Genomic DNA, 19225 nt, shown 5'->3' with positions numbered 1-19225 from the left:
AGTTCCGGCCAGACAATGTTTTGTCATGGCAGAGCAGCGTTCACACAACCTTATCCCAATGGCATTTTCATAAAGTGTGCACAATCTTACCCGCTTGACTCTGGCCTGCGAGACTTATGACAAACAGTGAAACATTTGGCCGTTCAACCAGTTACAGACTTTGCATGGTCAATGGGGGGCCAGACCGGAGTCGATGGGCTCCAGCAAGTATTGTCGCAAATGCCGCAACTGTCTGGCCGTCGATTGTTCTGCGCTGAGTAAGTCGCTAGCATCCGGCTTCGCTCACTGCAGGTTGTGAGGCTGTCCACCCCAGCTGCACAGCGGCTGCACCGACATGCAGCTGGGTGCGAAACGGGCCGCGTTGCCCTGACAGCCTGCTAACTGTTTCTGGAGCCATGCCATGTCGAATACCCCTTCTCCCCGCTCCTTTCTGGGAATGCGCAAGCTGCCTGCCCGTTATGCCGGGCTGGTGATGCCGTTCTTCCTGTCGATCCTGATGACCTGCATCGTGTCGCTGGTCAGTACCCTGCGCGGTGTCGGGCTGGCAGAGTTTGCGCTCGAGCTGTGGCTCAGCGCCTGGCTGATTTCCTGGGTGATTGCCTTTCCCACCCTGCTGCTGGTACTGCCGGTGGTAAGACGGATGACAGCGGCGCTGGTGCATCCGCACTGAGTGATCGGCATTATCGGGCAAAGCGACACAGTGGGTTTCAGCCTGATTGGAAAGCCATTGCAGACAACCTATAAACAGGCGTCTGATGCTGATGTCTGTTTGCTGATGGTCGTTAATGGCCGAGTGCCCGCAATAAGGAAGATTGCCCATGTCTGATCGTAATTCGTCTGATACCAAACACCGTGCCATTCCGGCGCACCGCCTGTCGCGACTGGCCAGTCTGGGTGGGCTGGCGACACGGGTGGCAGGCGGTATGGTGGCAGAAGGGGTACGTCAGCTCAGTCAGGGCAATCTGCCTAAACCTGCTGATCTGTTGCTGACGCCGGGCAATGCCCGACGAGTTGCCGATACCCTGGCTACCATGCGTGGCGCGGCGATGAAAGTCGGCCAGCTGCTGTCGATGGATGCCGGTGATCTGCTGCCGCCGGAGCTGAGCCAGATTCTCTCCCGGCTGCGGGCCGATGGCCATGCCATGCCGATGTTGCAGCTGGCGGCGATCCTTGAGCAGCACTGGGGCAAGGGCTGGGAAGGGCAGTTCCGCCAGTTCGGCTTTACCCCCATTGCCGCGGCATCCATTGGTCAGGTCCACCGGGCTGTGGATAACAGCGGTCAGGTGCTGGCCATCAAGGTGCAGTATCCGGGTGTGCGCCAGAGCATCGATGCGGATGTGGATAATGTCGCGACTCTGCTTCGGGTGAGCGGTCTGCTGCCGAAACAGCTGGATATCCACAGCCTGCTGGAAGAAGCCAAAACCCAGCTGCATGCCGAGGCCGACTATCGCCTCGAAGCGGATCATGCCCGCGCCTACGGTCAGCGGCTGGCATTACAGCCGCGTTTTCGGGTGCCGGCGATTATCGATGGCCTGAGTAACGGTGATGTGCTGACCATGAGCTTCGAAGCCGGTGAGCCGATTGAGACACTGGCGCGGATGCCGGCCCTGCAGCGCAATCAGGCCGCGGCTGATCTGCTCAGCCTGTGTTTCCGCGAGCTGTTCGACTGGGGCAGCGTGCAGACCGATCCCAATTTCGCCAACTACCTGTATGACACCCACAGCGATCAGCTGGTGCTGCTGGATTTTGGCGCGGTGCGTTATTACCGGCCGGCACTGCGTGAGGCCTATCGGGCGCTGTTCAATGCTGCCATCGCCGGGGATCAGGCCACCATGGGCGAGGCGGCACGGGCCATTGGCTACTTCCGCGCCGATGTACCTGCGGAGCACGAAGCTACGGTGCTGCAGCTGTTCACGATGGCCTGTGAGCCTCTGTGTCAGCAGGGGCCATATGATTTCGCTGCCGCGGATCTGGCCCAGCGTATTCGTGCCGCGGGCACCCGGCTTAGTATGCGGCAAGGCTACTGGCATACCCCGCCGGTCGATGCGCTGTTCCTGCATCGCAAGCTGGCCGGCCTCTACCTGCTGTTTGCCCGGCTGCGGGTACAGCTCGATGCGCAGGCGCTGTTCAGTGAATTTAAGTCGCCGGCCTGAAGCTCTTTTCACTGTTGCCGCTTGTTGCCGGTCGGCATTGACGGCATAAGGGTGGCAGCGTGCGATGGCGCCGGCTACCGTGCAGTGTCCGGCGACCTGCCTGACGCCCGCGTGCGTGTTATCCACAACCCGCGCGGGCGTCAGCGTCACCTGTAACACCTAAAGAATGCGGCCGCATCTGGTGGGTTTTTATCCACATGCCACCGGCACCGGTAGCGCCGCCACATTACTCACAGCCCTGATTTTCGGCGCGCGGCTTCGGCTTTCCACAAGTACTGCCGGCTGACTGTGCGCCCCCTGCAATTTTCGGATCGGTTATGGATTTGTTTAAACAACTGCGCTGGTTCTTCCAGGCTCACTGGCGCGCTTATTCACTGGCGCTGCTGATGCTGGCCGGAGTCGCGGTGCTGAATATGAGCGTGCCCTACATCACAGGCCATACGGTTGACGCCCTGCGTGACGGCAGCCTGACCTACCAGCAGCTGGTGTTACGAGTAGGTACACTGCTGGCAGTGGGCGTGGTGGTTTACCTGTTCCGCTATGGCTGGCGGGTCAAACTCTATGGCTCTTCCTACCGGCTGGGGACCGAGCTGCGTCGCCGCTTCTATGAGCGCCTGACCTTTCTCGGGCCGGCCTTTTATCACCGTCACAGCAGTGGCGATCTGATGGCCCGTGCCACCAACGACATTGACGCCATCGAGATGGCCGCCGGTGAAGGGGTGCTGTCCGGCTTTGACGGTCTGCTGACCTTTGTGCTGGTACTGGTGATGATGTTTGCCGTGATCGACTGGCGGCTGGCACTGGTCGCGCTGGTGCCGTTCCCCTTTATGGCCTGGGGTTTCTATCGCATCTCCAAGATCATGCACCGGCATTTCCAGCGCTCGCTGCAGCGTTTCTCCGATCTGAATGACCGCACGCAGGAAGCGATTTCCGGTATCCGGCTGGTCAAGGCCATGGGTCGCGAGCAGCAGGAAAGTCAGGACTTCAACCGCATCGCCAGTGAGGCGGCCAGTGCCAACTTTGCCGTGCAGCGTACCGAGGCCTGGTATGACCCGGTGATCTACCTGTCGATGTCGTCTGCCTTTCTGCTCAGTCTGGGCTTTGGTTCCTGGCTGATCAGCAGGGGTGAGCTGAGCGTCGGCCAGCTGACCAGCTTCACCATGTATCTGGGCCAGCTGATCTGGCCGATGTTTGCCATGGGCTGGCTGATGAACATCATCGAGCGCGGCAGTGCGGCCTACAAGCGTGTCGACAGCCTGCTGCAGGAGCCGGATACCCTGACTGATCAGGGCCAGCTGCAGACCCTCAGCGAACCGTCGATCCAGCTGCAGCACCTGCATTTCAGCTATCAGCAGCAGCCGACCCTGAAGGATATTCACCTGCAGGTGCCAGCGGGCACCCAGCTCGGTATTGTCGGCCCCACCGGCGCCGGCAAGTCGACCCTGATCCAGCTGATCATGCGCCAGCTGGAAACCACCGCGGGCCAGCTGTCACTGGCCGGGCAGCCCCTGCAGGACTATCGTCTGGACGCGCTGCGTGAGCAGTTTGCCTATGTGCCGCAGGATCCCTTCCTGTTTACCGCCACCATCGCTGAAAACATTGCCCTGGCCCGGCCAGCCGCCAGCCGTGAAGAGGTGGAGCGGGTCGCTGCGCTGGCGTCCATTCATCAGGATATCCTGCGTTTCCCCGAAGGCTACGACACCCTGGTGGGTGAGCGCGGGGTGACGCTGTCCGGTGGTCAGCGCCAGCGTATCGCCATTGCCCGCGCACTGCTGCAGGATGCGCCCATTCTGGTACTGGATGATGCCCTGTCGGCGGTGGATGTGCACACCGAACAGTCCATACTCAGCCATCTGCGCACGGCCCGCCGTGGCCGTACGACCCTGATCATCAGCCATCGCCTGTCGGCGGTAGAAGAGGCCGAACAGATACTGGTGCTGATCCATGGCGAACAGCGTGAGCTGGGGGATCATCAGGCTCTGCTGGCACAGCAGGGCTGGTATGCACGGATGTGGAGCTATCAGCAGCTGGAACAGGAGCTGGAGGAAAAGATGGGCGATCACCGCCACCACGACAGTCAGGCCGATGCCGCCGATCTGCTGGAGAGCAGCCAATGAGTCAGCCCACATCTGCCAGCACCAGCCCGTCGCAGGGCGCCTTCAAACTGCTGCTGGGCTACGTCTATCGTGACAAGCCGCTGCTGGTCAAAGCCATCATCCTGCTGATTCTGGCCACGGCCGCCGATGTCAGCGGGCCGATGCTGGCCAAGGTATTTATCGACAACTATCTCACTCAGGGCCAGTTCGTCTTCTCCGCCATTGCCGGGCTGCTGCTGGCCTATGTGGCCAGCCAGACCCTGGCGGCCGTGCTGCGTTATCAGCAGACCCTGAAGTTCAGTGCCATGGCGCTGGAGGCGGTGAAGGACATTCGCGAACGGGTATTTGCCAGGGTCATGCGCCTGCCGCTGTCGTACTTCGACCATGCCGTCACCGGCCAGCTGGTCAGCCGTATCACCAATGACACCGAGGCGATCAAGGATCTGTACGTGCAGTTTCTGTCGACGGTGCTGGGCAATACCATTTCCCTGCTCGGTATTCTGGTGGCCATGGCGCTGCTCGATGTGCACCTGATGCTGATCGCCGTGGCGCTGATTCCGGCCGTACTCGGCATCATCTACGTCTATCAGCGGGTCAGTGGCCCGGCGGTGGAACGCAGCCGTCAGCTGCGCTCGGATATCAATGCCAATCTGGGTGAGTCGATTCAGGGCATGCGCATCATTCAGGCCAGCAACCAGCAGCCGCGTTTCCGTGGCCGCTTCAGCAGCACCAATGAAGATCTCTACAGCGCCAAGATGCGCACCGTGCATATCGGCGCGCTGTTACTGCGGCCAGCCATTGATATGCTCAGTGTGATGATTCTGGCCGGGGTGATCTGGGTGTTTGGTCGCCAGTCCCTGCTCGGTGGCGCCGAGATCGGTGTGCTCTACGCCTTTGTCAGCTATCTCAGCCGCTTTACCGAGCCGCTGATGGAGATCACCCAGCGTTTCAACCTCTATCAGCAGGCGATGGTGGCGGGCGAACGGGTGCAGCGCCTGCTCAATCATGAGGAAGGACACTTCGGCCAGGTCACTACGCCGATCAGCCGCGGCCAGATTGATATCGAACAGCTCAATTTCAGCTATGACGACAAGCATCCGGTGCTGCGCCAGCTCGGTGTCAGCATTCGCTCCGGTGAGTGGCTGGCCATCGTCGGTCATACCGGCAGCGGCAAGAGCACACTGCTGAGCCTGCTGCTGGGCTTCTATCCGGTGAAGGACGGCAGTATCCGCATTGATGATGTGGAGCTGGCCGACTACGAACACGACACCCTGCGCGACGGCGTGGGCCTGATTCCTCAGGAACCCTTTGTGCTGGCTGCCACGGTACGGGACAACATCGACATGAATCGCGGCCTGTCAGCAGAAGCTATCGAGACGGCGGCCCGTGCGGCCCATCTGCATGACACCATACTGGCCATGCCGGAGGGCTATGACACCCTGCTGGGTGAGCGCGGTGCGCGGCTGTCGACCGGCCAGCGCCAGCAACTGGCCATCGCCCGGGCACTGGCGGCCAGACCGCGCATCCTGCTGCTGGATGAAGCCACCGCCAATATCGACAGTGAAACCGAACAGGTCGTGCAGCGCGCGCTGCATGCCCTGCGTGGTCAGGTGACCCTGATCGTGGTGGCGCACCGGCTGTCTACCATCAAGGATGCCGATCGCATTCTGGTGCTGGCGCAGGGGGAAATCATCGAATCCGGCAGCCATACCGAGCTGATGCGTCTGCCGGATGGCCGCTATCAGCGCATGTACCGCCTGCAGCAGCAGGGGCGCCAGCTGGAAGAAATGCTGGCGTGACGGCACAGAGGCTGGCAGACGCCAGCCTTTTAGCGCCGCTCCTCTGTATCGGTCTTCACCTGCCGCAGTTACTGATCTTTACTTGAGAGTAAATACTTACCTTTCTTAAAACAGGCCGACCCTGATCGCTCCTTAATCCAGTAAAAAATGTCAACGCGGTTGCGCTGGTCATCATTTGCGGGGATAACCCTTGAGATCGGAAAGGTACTCCGCGGAGGTCAGGGTGAAACGACTGGGATGGCTGATGATGGGGGCTCTGCTGCTGGCTGTGCAGGGCTGTGGAGTGGCCAGTGTGGTGGGATCGACCGCCAGTCTGGCGGTGGACGTGGTGTCGATTCCGGTCAAGGTCGTCGGCGCCGGTGTCGTCGGTGACGACGATGATGACGATGATGACGACTGATCTTCGCTGGCTGACGGTACTCAGCAGTGCTGCTGCAGCCTGAATGGATACCAGCGAACGTAACCTTATGAGTCATTTTGCCGCCTGCCACCCCGGTGAATGGGAGCCGTCCCGCGCGGCCATCAGTGGTCTGGCCAAAACCTTTGCCGATGGCTACCGGCAGGCCATGCATCAGCACCGGCGCGGCCAGCTGATTTACGCCTGCCGTGGCGTGATGGAAATCATCACAGCTCAGGGCCGCTGGCGAGTGCCACCACAACGGGCCATCTGGATGCCGGCCGGGGTCGAACATCAGCTGCTGGCCCACGGTGAAGTGGAGCTGCGCAGTCTGTATCTTGCGGCTGATGCCGTGCCAGCACACTTTCCCTCGCAACCGCGGGCGGTGACGGTGACGCCACTGCTGCGGGAGCTGATTCTGCAGGCGTTGGCCTTTACTGCCGACGGTCCACAGGATCGCCGTCAGCATCTGTTGCTGGCCCTGATACCGGAAGAGGTGCAATGGTCAGCCGAGCAGGCGCTGTATCTGCCTCAGCCCGGTGATGCCCGTCTGCAGCGAATCTGCTCGGTGTTACTGCAACACCCGGCTGATGCCCGGTCACTGGCACAGTGGGGTGAGCTGGCAGGCGCTTCCAGCCGTACGCTGGCAAGGCTGTTCCAGCAGGAGCTGGGGATGTCGTACCGGCTCTGGCGTCAGCAACTGACCGTGCAGGCAGCGCTGCCGCGTCTGGCGCAGGGCGAGCAGGTCAGCCGCATTGCCAGTGATCTGGGCTATGACACCCTCGGTGCCTTTGGTGCTCTGTTTCGTCGCCTGATGGGGGTCAGCCCCAGCGCATACGCCCAGTCATTGCAGCAGCCATAACCCCCGCGACACCGGTACCGTGCAGACCTACAGCGGAGCGGGCGATGTTGTCCGCTTTGGCGTAACCGCTGGCAGACTGGCGGCAGTCGGACGGCGGCAGCGCTTCTATGCTACGGGCTCCGATCTGCCGGAGTACCAAGATGCTTTGCCGTCGCTTTCTGCCCACGGTGGTATTGGCCACCTTCCTGTTTGGTTCATCCTTTCCTGCCAGTAAGGCCCTGCTGCACGACATGGCGCCGCTGTGGCTGGTCAGCCTGCGCTTTCTGACGGCTGCACTGGCGCTGCTGCCGGTGGTGATATGGCAATGGCGGCGGGGCCGGCTGCCATCCGCCATGCCCTGGGGCAAGCTGTTGCTGATCGGCTTGTTGCAGACCACCGGTTCCATGGCGTTGCTTAATCTGGGCCTGCAGACCACCCTGCCTGCCACCGCTGCGATCCTGATGGCCAGCAACCCGCTGTGGGTAGCGTTGCTGTCGTGGTTGCTGCTGGGCGAGTCGATTCAGAGGCAGGTGTGGAGCGGTAACGCACTGGCATTCGTGGGCGTCATCCTCTGTCTGGGGGGCACATCACTGGCCGCCTCCATCAGTGGCGGCGAGCTGCTGGTGCTGTGCGGCACCTGGAGCTGGGCACTGGCCACCCTGGCCCTGCGTCGTTTTACCCTGCCGCTGGACAGCTGGACCCTGAGTTTCTGGCAGATGCTGATGGGCGCACTGGTGCTGGGTCTGCTGGCGCTGCTCAGTGGTCAGCCGTTTGCGCTGCCGCACAGCCTCTCTTCATGGCTGACCTTTGGCTGGCTGGCCCTACCGGCGACCACCGGAGCCATGGTGACCTGGTTTATGGCACTGGCCATGGGCGGAGCGGTGTATGCCAGCGGCTTCCTGTTCCTGACGCCGCTGTTCGCTACGCTGATTGGCTTTGCCCTGACCCGTCATCTGCCCGCTGCTTCAACTCTGCTCGGAGGGGTGCTGATCGGTTGTGGTATCTACTGGGCAGCGCGGCGGCCGGTGATGCAGAAGAGCGCAGATGTCGGTGCAATAAAAAAGCCGCTGCAGTCAGACTGAGCGGCTCACAGTGCACCAGAGAACGGATCTGGCCGAAGCCATTGGCGGTGCAGCCAGGGTAGGCAGCGACGGGGTTCCCGGATGCTCCGTCGCCTTTAACCGGATTACATGGCAGCGCGATAGATCGCCGCGACCTGGGCATCGGTCAGTTTGCGTGGGTTGGTAAAGCCGCAGACGTCTTTCTGCGCATTGACCACCATGGTTTCGATATCTTCATCCTTCACGCCCAGCTCAGCCAGATGCTGGGGAATGCCCACATCTTTGGACAGCGCGACGATGGCGTCGATGGCCTGTTCACCGGCAGCACGGGCTGACAGCCCTTCCACCTTTTCACCCAGAGCGGCGGCGATATCGGCAAAGCGCTCCTGACGGGCCATCAGATTGACGCGGCAGACGTGAGGCAGCAGCAGGGCGTTACACACGCCGTGGGGCAGGTTGTAGAAGCCGCCCAGCTGGTGCGACATGGCATGGACGTGACCAAGGCTGGCGTTGTTGAAGGCCATACCGGCCAGATACTCGGCGTAGGCCATCTTGTCGCGGGCTTCGAGATCGGTACCGCGTGCCACGGCACGGCGCAGGAACTTGCCGATCAGGCTGATGGCCTGCAGTGCGCAGGCGTCGGTGATGGGGGTGGCAGCAGTGGAAACATAGGCCTCGATGGCATGGGTCAGGGCATCCATACCGGTAGCGGCGGTCAGTGCAGGCGGCATATCGACCATCAGTTCAGGGTCGTTGATCGCCACGTTGGGGGTCACGCGCCAGTCGACGATGGCCATCTTCACGTGATTGGAAGTGTTGGTGATGATGGTGAAACGGGTCATCTCACTGGCGGTACCAGCAGTGGTGTTGACCGCGATATAGGGTGGCAGCGCCTTGCTGGCCTTATCCAGACCTTCGTAGTCATGGATGGTGCCGCCGCTGGTAGCCACCAGACCGATGGCTTTGCAGCAGTCATGAGAGCTGCCACCACCAAAAGAAATCAGCAGATCACATTGATTTGCCTGATACACCGCCAGCCCGTCAGCCACATTGGTATCGGTCGGGTTGGGAACCGTGTCATCGAACACCACCGCATCGATGCCGGCATTGCCCAGCAGTTCGGTCAGCTTGCCGGTGTATCCCAGCGCCGTCATGCCCTTGTCGGTGACTACCAGCGGCTTTTTGCCGCCCAGGGTTTTCACCCGTTCGGGCAGTTTAGAGAAGGAGCCTGGGCCCATCAGTGACACGGTAGGTACGTAGAATTCCTGAATACTCATGACAACCGTTCCTCTTATTTTCGAAATTGAGGTAAGCGCTGACAGCGCAGAAGTCTTACCCGGAGCCCGCGGGCAGGATGCCGTGCGGGTGGTGATGGTTTCAGTGTAAGCAGGAGGAGGTTAGAAAGATTTGATCTGCGTCGGTATTCTGCCAGCGAGGGGAATATCCAGTGCTTTGGTTGTAGTTCTTTGTGGTTATAACCCATTCGTGCGCTTAAATGCGCACGCAATGAGCAGCCTGTGTGCAGCTTTTTGCACAGGTGGCGCAGGCTGCTGGACTGCAGTCTGCATGGCCGAACCGCACGTCAGGCGCAGCGGCAGAGACTGAAGATGCTCTGCCGCGACCACGTTTTCCGCAGCCCGGCAGCCGCGTCAGTCAGCGGTGTAACTGAGTACCTGCTGATGATCGACGGCCAGCCGGACCGGCTGACCCTGCTGCAGGTGCTGATGGGTGAACACCTTGACCAGATGGCCATCGAGGCTGGCGGTCACTTCATAGCGGTCATCAATGTACAGGCTGCTGATCACTGCGGCCTGCAGCGGGGCATCTTCGGCCAGCCGGAAAGCGCCGCGCGGCACCAGTACCTGCTGCTCCGTACCCCGTGGTTCGCCCATGACTGTGGCGGCGGGCAGGATATTGCCGGCATCGAGAAAACGCGCTGCCCACAGATCAACCGGAGCACGGAACAGTTGCTCCGGCGCACCGAGCTGGTGGCACAGGCCATCCTTCATCAGGGCAATCTGATCCGACAGGATCTGTGCTTCACGGCGGTCATGGGTGACGTTAATACAGGTCAGCCCCAGCTGTTTCGACAGCAGACGGATTTCCTGCCCGAGTTCTTCGCGCAGGTTGGCATCCAGATTCGACAGCGGCTCGTCAAACAGAATCAGCCCCGGTTTGGCGGCCAGTGCCCGGGCGATGGAGACCCGCTGTTTCTGCCCGCCAGAGAGTTTTTCCGGCAGCTTGTCAGCGTGCTGCTGCAGCCGCACCGCGGTCAGTACTTCCCTGACCCGCGCGGCAATATCGTGACGGCTGACTCTGGCCATCTGCAGCGGGAAGGCAACATTGTCGGCCACGCTCATGTGCGGCCACAGACCGTAATCCTGAAAGACAAAGCCCAGACGCCGTTGCTGCGGCGACAGCTCCACGCCCGCGGCACAGTCGACAAAGGTCCGCTGTCCGGCCTGAATACGGCCCTGATCAGCCTGCTCCAGCCCGGCGATGATACGCAGCAGAGTGGTCTTGCCGCAGCCGGACGGGCCGAGCAGGGTAAGAAAGCTGCCCTGTTCCACCTCCAGATTGATATCGCGCAGGATCGCGGTGTGGCCAAAGGCCTTGGACAGATGCTGGATGCTCAGCTGGCTCATGGACGTACTCTCCCCTGCAGGCGCTGACCGCAGACTATGATGCTGCCGGACACCAGAATGGTGACCAGACTCATGGCCATGCCGGCATTGATGGAGCCCTGATCGAACTGGTGGAAGACATAGGTGGCGACGGTTTCCACCCCCGGCGGCGCCAGCATGATGGAGCTGACCAGCTCGCGGGTGGAAATGGCGAAGACGATAAAGCCCGCGGCCAGTGCCACGGGCGCCAGCAGTGGCGCCAGAATACGGAAGATCACGGTCAGCTCGCTGGCACCGGAGATATAGGCGGCGTCATCCAGCGAACGTGGCAACTGACGCAGGGCAGCGCTGAGCATGCGGATGGGATAGGGCAGCATCAGGCAGACATAGGCCAGCAGCAGGATCAGTGAGGTGTTGTATGGGGTCAGCGGCCAGAAGCGCTGATTCCAGGTCAGGATCAGGCCGACCGCAATGGCCATGCCGGGTATGGCGTTGGGCAGAATCGACAGAAAATCCAGCAATACGGTGGCGCGGGCACGCAGACGCACTACGGCAAAGGCCACCAGCAGGGCGATCAGTACCGTACAGCAGGCGGCCATCAGGGCCAGACTGAGGCTGGTGGATATCGCTGCCCAGGCATCACCGTCGCCGTCAAACAGACGCAGCAGCGGCTGCAGGCTGAGATTGTTCCAGTGCAGCCCGCCGGACAGGGTATTCATCAGGGCGCTGAGGCTGATACTGAGCAGTGGCAGCACCACCGCCAGCACGGCCACCACAATAAACAGCAGCTGCGTCAGGGTTCTGGCCAGCAGGGAACGGCGCAGCGGCGGCGGGTTGATCACCTGCTGGTCGAGATTGGCGCTGAAGCGTTCGCTGATATAGCGCTGCAGCAGGTAGGCCGCCAGCGCGATGACGATCAGGATCAGCGACAGCACCGAGGCGCCGGGCAGATCGATGGGCCAGTCAGAGAACTTGTCATGAATGGCGGTGACGATGACATGGAAACCAAAGCGGTTGCCGAGAATTTCCGGCGTGCCGAATTCCTCGATACTGAGAATGAACACAATCAGGCAGCTCGACACCAGACTGGGCAGCACCAGCGGCAGATAGATGCGGCTGAAGATCTGCCAGGGCCGGGCACCGAACACCCGGGCCACGTCGCCATAGCGATGACCGACCACCCGCAGGGCGTTGCTGGCGGCAAAGTAGATCATCGGGAACAGATGCAGCGCCATCACACTGACAATGCCGGGAAAGGAATACAGATAAGGTGCCAGATTGAAGCCCAGCAGCTGTTCGCTGAAACCTTTCACCTGCAGCAGCTGCATCCATGCCATGGAGCCGATATAGGGCGGGATCAGGAAAGGCACCATCAGCAGCGCATCCCACCACCGGCCGCTGCGGTCACTCATGCGATTACGCTGACAGGCCAGCGGCAGAGCCAGCAGGCAGGACAGCAGGGTGATCGCCGCCGACAGCCGCAGTGAGTTGACGGTGGCGCTGAGCAGCTGCTTGTCGGCCAGGGTCGGCAGCAGGGCGCTGAACGGCTCGGCCAGTGACCACTCGTTGATATGGGGAAACAGCGCATAGAGCAGGATGGCCAGTACCGGTAAACCGACAATGACCACCAGCAGGGCAATAGCCAGCCACAGCAGCGCCGGTGCCAACCACCGGCTGCGCTGTGTCTGCCATTGCGATAAGACCAGCTCAAACATGTCTTACTTCATCATGATTGCAGCGAATTTGGCCTTGGTGGCGGCTGCGCTGGCCGCGGCGGCGGCTTCATTGAAGTCGATGATGCTGAGATCGTTCCAGCCCGGACGTTTGGCCTGAATATCGGTACGCGCAGGCAGGATGAACTCATCGGCCACCAGTTTCTGACCCTCTTCGGACAGAGCGAAATCGATGAACTGTTTGGCCGCATCCTGATGCTGCGAGGTCTTGATGATCATCATTGGCCGGGGTGCCAGTACGGTGCCGTCTTTGGGATACACCACTTCGATGCTCTCACCTTTGGCCTTGGCGCCGATCACCAGATAGTCCACCGCACCGAACACCACGCCTTTGGCGCCCTGCAGGACCGGGTTCATGGCGGCGTTGTTGGGGCCGGGAACCAGCGTCTGGTTGGCGGCCAGACCTTCAAACAGCTTCCACGCTGCGGTTTCATCCTTGGCAACCAGACCCTGCACCAGAGTCAGTGAAGAACCTGATTTGGCCGGGTCAGGCATAGTGACCTGATCCTTGTAGGTGGGCTGGGTCAGATCGCTCCAGCGGGTCGGTGCCGGCAGGCCGGATTGGGGGTTGTAGGCGATGGCCAGTGCAGCAGCGCCCTGAGCTACGTAGTTGGGAGTCTGCAGTGCGGCAGGCACGCTAGCGGCGTTGGCGGAGTGGTAGGGCAACAGCTCACCGGCCTGATCCAGGGAAATGGCATCGGCCCAGGCGGCAGAGATGATCACATCCACCTGCGGATTGGCTTTTTCCGCTTCATAACGGGCCATGATCTTGCCCGCGGTGGCTTCAAACATATCTACCTTGATGCCGGTTTTGGCCTCAAACGCTTTGGCCAGACCCGACGACAGCGGCTTGGGACCGGCGCTGTAGACCACCAGATGATCAGTCGCGAAAGCCGGAGTGGCCAGTACCATGCCCACCGTCAGGGCAGCGAACAGCTTTTTCATTGGAACCCCCAGTTGCAGACCAGCGCGGCGGATAACCACGGCGCTGGCGGATAAAAGTTGGATCGAACGGAACGGCGCAGAGCAGCACGGGCGTGGTGTCACGCTCGTACGAAAGCGGCGATAGTCGGAAATGACTGTGAACAAGGCATGACAGTTTGATGATAATTTTGCGTGTTCACTGCCAAAGACGTAGGAACGGCGCAAATTCAGCGCGTGAATTTGCCATTTCCAGGCAGTGCGGAAGACGTACAAAAAATGAGCATGGCTCGTTTGGATGGCTGGTTTATTTCGCTAATCGTTTGATCTGTATAGAAAAAAACGTCCGCCGAGGCGGACGTTGCGTCAAAGCCCGGCACTTATCAGTGCCGGACAGAAGGGAAAGCGGTGCCGTTCTTACAGACCAAAGAACGGCTGCAACAGACGCGGCACAATACCGCGGAAGCGCAGGGGCGCATCGGTGGCGATCAGACAGATGCAATCCTGATCGCGGTCGGCGATGGGCTGATGTTCCACCTCGGGGTCGAGATCGGCCACGTCACCGGGGCAGAAGCGGCCGATTTCATCGGAGTAGGAGCCGCGCAGTACCAGCGTCAGCTCGCTGCCGCCGTGGCTGTGCAGCGGCATACAGGTGCCCGGAGCAATCTTGAACAGGCGCAGATTGCTGTTGCCGACATGGATTTTGACCTGTTTCATGCCGGGGCCGAGGGTGCTCCATTTCAGATCACTAAAACGCTCACCAAGCCATGGCCGCAGTGGCGCAGGTAACAGGTCGTCGGCGTCAGCCGGGGCCGGAGCAGGCGGCTGGCTGGGCTCGGTATCCTTAGACGGCTGATCCAGCGCCTCCAGCATCGCCTGTCGGCGGGAGGCCGACAGTGACTGCTGAGGCAGGTGCGTAAGCAGGTGACCGCCCAGTATGTCGGCCTCGCTGACCCGCTGACGACAGCGCGGGCAGACAGCCAGGTGGCAGGCCACGGTAACCGACAGTGCGGTTGCCAGCCCGCCGGCGGCGTAACTGACCAGGGTGGCATCGTCGGGATGATGATTGGGTTGCAACGCCAGCGGGGTCTGGCGCCGGAGCGGAGTCTTCATGATGGCTCTCCCTTACTGCTGGTGTCCGGATAGCCGTTCGGATGTGTGCTGTCTGCCTGACCGAGAAATACACGGAGCTTCTGGAAGGCCAGACGCAGACTGGACTTGACGCTGCCCAGTGGAATCTCCAGTTCCTCGGCGATTTCGCTGTGGCTTTTGGCTTCGAAGTAGGATTTGTATACCACCTGAGCCTGCATCATCGGCAGCTGCTGAATCGCCTGCTGCACCTTGATGCCGTCGGCATGGCTGTCGCCACTGGGGCTGTGCGGGTCAATTTCCTCCTCCATGTCCTGCTCGGCCAGCAGCCAGCTGGGCTGACGGCGCATGGCATCAATAAACAGGTTCCGGGCAATACGAAACAGCCAGGTACTGAGCGCGGCCTTGTCGGGGTTGAACTGATGGGCTTTGCGCCAGAGGTTGAGCAGGCTTTCCTGCACCAGCTCCTCCGCCAGTGCCTGCGGGGCGCCGAGGCCATGCAGGTAGCTGTTGAGGCGGGGGGCAAAGTAGTCGTAGATCTGCATAAAGCTGGTTTTGTCACGCTGTTCGGCCACCGCCGCCATGCAGTTCAGCCAGTGCTGTTGCAGGTTGACACTGTCGGGGCCTGATTCATCCGGTGCGGCTGAGTTCATGGTGTGCTGTCCTGTATCCCGGCGGTGATCGTCACACAGTTGCAAGGTCGCGCCACGGCGGCGCGGAGCAGCCCGTTCCGCGGGGGCGGCTGTAGCGTGCTGAGTGCGAGGCGATAGAAGCCACATGATCTGAGCCCTGTCACAGGTCGGCAGATAATTGCATCTGGCCGGGAAACGTTGGCGGGACTCATGGCCGAACCGGTGTGGTTGCAGCCGTGCTGTCCCTCAGTGTAGAGCTTTACGCAGAAGGCGCCAGAATGGATCAGCATGAACCTCACGCTGTGAAAAGGGAACGGCAGCCCTGCCGGATGAGGCCATCGCAGACAGATCGGCAGGCGGGTTGATCCATTTGCACAGGGGGTGCGTAAGAGCGGCAAAAGGAGACGCGGCCATGATCGACAAGCAACTCAGTATCGCCGTTATAGGTTCAGGCATCAGCGGCCTGAGCTGTGCCTGGCATCTGGCCAGGCGCCACAAGGTCACCCTGTTCGAGAAGGATGACCGCTTCGGCGGCCACTCCAATACCGTGCAGGTGACACAGCAGGGTGTCACCACGGCAGTGGACACCGGCTTCATCGTCTACAACGAACGCTGTTACCCCAATCTGGTGGCGCTGTTCGAGCAGCTGGGTGTGCCCACCCACGCCACCGACATGTCCTTTGCGGTGTCCCTTGAGCAGGGGCAGCTGGAATATTCCGGCACCTCGCTGAGCGGGTTGTTTGCCCAGCGTCGCAACCTGCTGCGCCCGTCATTCTGGGGCATGCTGAAAGATATCCTCGATTTCTACCGTGACGCCGATGACTGGCGCAACGAAATCGGTCCGCACACCACGCTGGGCCAGCTGCTGCAGCAGGGCGGTTATGGTGATGCCTTCCGTGATCAGCATTTGCTGCCGATGGGCGCGGCCATCTGGTCTACGCCGATGGCGCAGATGCTCGATTACCCGGCGCTGAGTTTCCTGCGCTTCTGCGACAACCACGGCCTGCTGCAACTGAAGGAACGGCCGCAGTGGTACAGCGTGCGTGGCGGCAGCCGGGTGTATGTGCAGAAGATTCTCGATGCCATCGGCCCCCATGCTCACTGCAACCGTGGCGTGCGCAGTATCCGCCGGCTGCCGGGCAAGGTGCTGATTCAGGACTGGCAGGGCGACCAGTGGTACTTCGACCAGGTGGTGCTGGCCTGCCATGCCGATCAGGCCCTGCAGCTGCTGGCCGATCCCGGTTCCGATGAAAAGGATGTGCTGTCGGCGTTCCCTTACCAGCGTAACCGCGCCATTCTGCACAGCGACCTTAGCCTGATGCCGAAGCGCCGTCGCGCCTGGGCCAGCTGGAATTATCTTGGCCAGCGGGACGAGCAGGGTGAGCAGCAGGTGGCGGTCAGTTACTGGATGAACCGGCTGCAGCAGCTGGAGACGCCCGAGCCGCTGATCGTCACCCTCAATCCGCCACAGCAGCCGGCAGTGGACAAGGTGCACGCCAGTTTCCTTTATGATCACCCGGTGTTTGATGTGCGTGCCATTGCGCATCAGCCGCAGCTGTGGGCGATTCAGGGCCAGCGTAATACCTGGTTCTGCGGTGCCTGGTGTGGCTACGGCTTCCATGAGGATGGTCTGCAGTCGGGGCTGGCCGTGGCCGAAGCGCTGACCGGTGTGCGCCGCCCCTGGCTGACCCGCGCCGAGGATAACCGCATTGCCCTGCCCGAAGACTGGCTGCAGCGCCACTGGCAGAGGGCGGCATGATGAAATCCTGTCTTTATCCCGGCACGGTGATGCATCACCGTTTCAAACCCAGGGTGCATCGTTTTGTTTATCACGTCACCGCCTGGCTGTTTGATCTCGACGAGCTGCCTGAGCTGGATCGGCAGCTGACCGGGTTCTCCTATAACGCACCGAATCTGTTCAGCCTCTGCGATGCTGATCACGGCCTGGAGCCGGGTCAGAGCCTGCGTGACTTTGCTGATGAGATCAATGCGCGGCATGGCCTGCCGCGGCCGGCGCGGGTGGAGCTGCTGTGCTACCCGCGGATCCTCGGTTATGCCTTTAATCCGCTGGCGATCTATTTCTGCTACGACGCGGCCGGCCAGCTGCAGGCCACCCTGCATCAGGTCAGTAACACCTTTGGCCAGCGCCATCTGTATGTGATTCCGGCCGAGCCCAGCCGCCAGCAGGGGGTGCGTTATCAGCAGGCCGACAAGGTGTTCTACGTCTCGCCCTTTATCGATATGGACTGTCGCTATCGTTTTCGCATTCTGCCCCCCGGCGAGCGGGTCTCTGTGGCTATCCGCCAGACTGACCCCCAGGGTGTGCTGCTGCATGCGGTGTTCAGTGGTGAGCGTCAGCCCCTCAGCCAGCGGAGCCTGTGGCGGCAGTTCATGGCCATGCCGCTGATGACCGTCAAGGTGATGGCAGCCATCCACTGGGAGGCGCTGCGCCTGTGGCTGAAAGGCATCCGGCTGGTGCCGCGGCCTGACCAGAAGGCTGAGCGCATTACCCTTGGCCGCATGATTGATTCACCTCCCCTGACCCCTACAACCGCGATGAATCTTGGCTTGAAGAAGGAGCTGCGCTGATGTCCGATGTCGTCAAATCAACCAGGCTGCCACAGTGGAAGTCCAGCGCCGGGCCGGTTACTGCGGCGCCTCAGCAGGCGCGCCCGTCATGGTGGCTGCGACGTTTGCTGCAGCGCCTGCAACGGGCCGGCATCAGCCGTATTCACCTGCGCTGGGTGGACGGTGCGGAGTTCAGCCTGGGCGTCAGTCTGCCCGGCGTAGCGCAGCCACGGGTCGCTATCAACCAGCGTCGGGCGATACGGCGTGGTATCCGTGGTGGCCTGCTGGGCTGGGCAGAAGGCTACATGGCGGGCGACTGGGACTGCGATGATCTGCATGCGCTGACCGACTGGGCCATGGCCAATGAACAACGGCTGGAACAGGCTTTTACCGGCAGCCCGCTGAGTGCCTGGCTGCACCGGCTGCTGCACCGGCTGAATGCCAACAGTAAACGCGGCAGCCGGCGCAACATTGCCTTCCATTACGATCTGGGCAACGACTTTTACCGGCTGTGGCTGGACCCTACCATGACCTACTCATCAGCCCTGTTCGCCAGCCCCGGACAGAGTCTGGAGCAGGCGCAGCGCAACAAGTATCAGACCATCGCCAATATGCTGGGCGTCAGCCCCGGTGACCGGGTGCTGGAGATCGGCTGTGGCTGGGGCGGTATGGCTGAACACCTGCTGCAACAGCATGACGTCAGCTGGCACGGCATTACCCTGTCACAGCAACAGCTGCTGTGGTGTCAGCAGCGGCTGGCAGGGTTTGCCGGGCGCGCTGAGGCCAGCCTGACTGACTATCGCGATCTGGCGGAGCAGCAATACGACGCCATCGTCTCCATCGAAATGCTCGAGGCCGTCGGTGAAGAACACTGGCCACAGTACTTCGCCACCCTGCGACGCTGCCTGAAGCCCGGTGGTTATGCTGTGATTCAGGTGATCACCATTGCCGATGAGCGCTTTGCGGCCTATCGCCAGCGTGCCGACTTTATCCAGCGCTATATCTTCCCCGGCGGCATGCTACCCAGCCCGACGGCCATGTCTGAGCAGATCGCTGCGGCGGGGCTGCATCTGGTGCTGGAAGACGGCTTTGGTGATGACTACGCCCGCACCCTGCGTTACTGGCATCAGGCCTTCAACAGCCAGTGGCCGGCATTGCAGCAGCAAGGGTTCGATGAGCGCTTCCGGCGCATGTGGAACTACTACCTGGCCTACTGCGAAAGTGGCTTCCGCGCGGGGTCGATCGACGTGCGCTTCTATCTGCTGCGTAATCCCTGAGCGCGGCAGTCATGACGAGCGGGGAGGAAATGCG

Annotated in this window: 16 protein-coding genes; 10 read left to right on the top strand and 6 right to left on the bottom strand. The window is 61.4% G+C overall.

Features of this window, described 5'->3' with window-relative positions; translation table 11 throughout:
• Positions 1 to 400 precede the first annotated feature (400 nt).
• From QCD60_RS11140 to QCD60_RS11110, 7 genes are all read left to right on the top strand, one after another.
• Positions 401 to 670, top strand: a complete 270-nt coding sequence (locus tag QCD60_RS11140; protein ID WP_279785222.1) for a DUF2798 domain-containing protein — start codon at positions 401 to 403, stop codon at positions 668 to 670.
• A 148-nt stretch (positions 671 to 818) separates the two neighbouring features.
• Positions 819 to 2153, top strand: a complete 1335-nt coding sequence (locus QCD60_RS11135; RefSeq protein WP_279785220.1) for an AarF/ABC1/UbiB kinase family protein — start codon at positions 819 to 821, stop codon at positions 2151 to 2153.
• A 317-nt stretch (positions 2154 to 2470) separates the two neighbouring features.
• Positions 2471 to 4270, top strand: coding sequence for an ABC transporter transmembrane domain-containing protein (locus tag QCD60_RS11130; protein ID WP_279785218.1), 1800 nt, complete (start codon positions 2471 to 2473; stop codon positions 4268 to 4270).
• A complete protein-coding gene (locus tag QCD60_RS11125; protein WP_279785216.1) occupies positions 4267 to 6048 on the top strand; it encodes an ABC transporter transmembrane domain-containing protein in 1782 nt (593 codons plus the stop codon). The genes QCD60_RS11130 and QCD60_RS11125 overlap by 4 nt, the downstream gene beginning before the upstream one ends.
• A 223-nt stretch (positions 6049 to 6271) precedes the next feature.
• Positions 6272 to 6448, top strand: a complete 177-nt coding sequence (locus tag QCD60_RS11120; protein WP_279785213.1) for a hypothetical protein — start codon at positions 6272 to 6274, stop codon at positions 6446 to 6448.
• A gap of 43 nt (positions 6449 to 6491) precedes the next feature.
• Positions 6492 to 7307 carry a helix-turn-helix transcriptional regulator gene (locus tag QCD60_RS11115; protein WP_279785210.1) on the top strand — a complete coding sequence of 272 codons (816 nt, stop codon included), beginning with the start codon at positions 6492 to 6494 and terminating at the stop codon, positions 7305 to 7307.
• A gap of 140 nt (positions 7308 to 7447) precedes the next feature.
• The gene (locus QCD60_RS11110) at positions 7448 to 8368 is read left to right on the top strand and encodes a DMT family transporter (protein WP_279785208.1); all 921 of its coding nucleotides are present in this window, start codon (positions 7448 to 7450) and stop codon (positions 8366 to 8368) included.
• Positions 8369 to 8472: 104 nt separating this feature from the next.
• Here the strand turns inward: QCD60_RS11110 and QCD60_RS11105 are convergent, their stop codons facing one another.
• From QCD60_RS11105 to QCD60_RS11080, 6 genes are all read right to left on the bottom strand, one after another.
• Positions 8473 to 9624, bottom strand: coding sequence for an iron-containing alcohol dehydrogenase (locus QCD60_RS11105; RefSeq protein WP_279785206.1), 1152 nt, complete (start codon positions 9622 to 9624; stop codon positions 8473 to 8475).
• Positions 9625 to 9996: 372 nt separating this feature from the next.
• The gene (locus tag QCD60_RS11100; RefSeq protein ID WP_279785204.1) at positions 9997 to 10992 is read right to left on the bottom strand and encodes an ABC transporter ATP-binding protein; all 996 of its coding nucleotides are present in this window, start codon (positions 10990 to 10992) and stop codon (positions 9997 to 9999) included.
• A complete protein-coding gene (locus tag QCD60_RS11095; RefSeq protein WP_279785202.1) occupies positions 10989 to 12686 on the bottom strand; it encodes an iron ABC transporter permease in 1698 nt (565 codons plus the stop codon). Before QCD60_RS11095 ends, QCD60_RS11100 begins: the two co-directional genes overlap by 4 nt.
• 3 nt (positions 12687 to 12689) lie before the next feature.
• Positions 12690 to 13649, bottom strand: coding sequence for an extracellular solute-binding protein (locus tag QCD60_RS11090; RefSeq protein ID WP_279785200.1), 960 nt, complete (start codon positions 13647 to 13649; stop codon positions 12690 to 12692).
• Positions 13650 to 14042: 393 nt separating this feature from the next.
• Positions 14043 to 14738 carry a ChrR family anti-sigma-E factor gene (locus tag QCD60_RS11085; protein ID WP_279785198.1) on the bottom strand — a complete coding sequence of 232 codons (696 nt, stop codon included), beginning with the start codon at positions 14736 to 14738 and terminating at the stop codon, positions 14043 to 14045.
• A complete protein-coding gene (locus QCD60_RS11080) occupies positions 14735 to 15367 on the bottom strand; it encodes a sigma-70 family RNA polymerase sigma factor (protein WP_279785196.1) in 633 nt (210 codons plus the stop codon). The genes QCD60_RS11085 and QCD60_RS11080 overlap by 4 nt, the downstream gene beginning before the upstream one ends.
• Before the next feature lie 391 nt (positions 15368 to 15758).
• Here QCD60_RS11080 and QCD60_RS11075 point away from each other — a divergent pair, with 391 nt between their 5' ends.
• The 3 genes from QCD60_RS11075 to QCD60_RS11065 are packed head-to-tail and all read left to right on the top strand — an operon-like array spanning position 15759 to position 19191.
• Complete coding sequence (locus QCD60_RS11075) at positions 15759 to 17105, top strand: FAD-dependent oxidoreductase (protein ID WP_279785194.1); 1347 nt, start codon at positions 15759 to 15761, stop codon at positions 17103 to 17105.
• Positions 17102 to 17935 (top strand): DUF1365 domain-containing protein, encoded by an 834-nt coding sequence (locus tag QCD60_RS11070; RefSeq protein ID WP_279785192.1) that lies wholly within the window; start codon positions 17102 to 17104, stop codon positions 17933 to 17935. The genes QCD60_RS11075 and QCD60_RS11070 overlap by 4 nt, the downstream gene beginning before the upstream one ends.
• Positions 17935 to 19191 carry a cyclopropane-fatty-acyl-phospholipid synthase gene (locus QCD60_RS11065; RefSeq protein WP_279785190.1) on the top strand — a complete coding sequence of 419 codons (1257 nt, stop codon included), beginning with the start codon at positions 17935 to 17937 and terminating at the stop codon, positions 19189 to 19191. Before QCD60_RS11070 ends, QCD60_RS11065 begins: the two co-directional genes overlap by 1 nt.
• Positions 19192 to 19225 lie beyond the last annotated feature (34 nt).

Origin of the sequence: Pokkaliibacter sp. MBI-7 (assembly GCF_029846635.1) — a bacterium.
GTDB lineage: Bacteria > Pseudomonadota > Gammaproteobacteria > Pseudomonadales > Balneatricaceae > Pokkaliibacter.
Note: the sequence above shows the minus strand (reverse complement) of the source record. Positions and strands in the feature narration are given on the sequence as shown.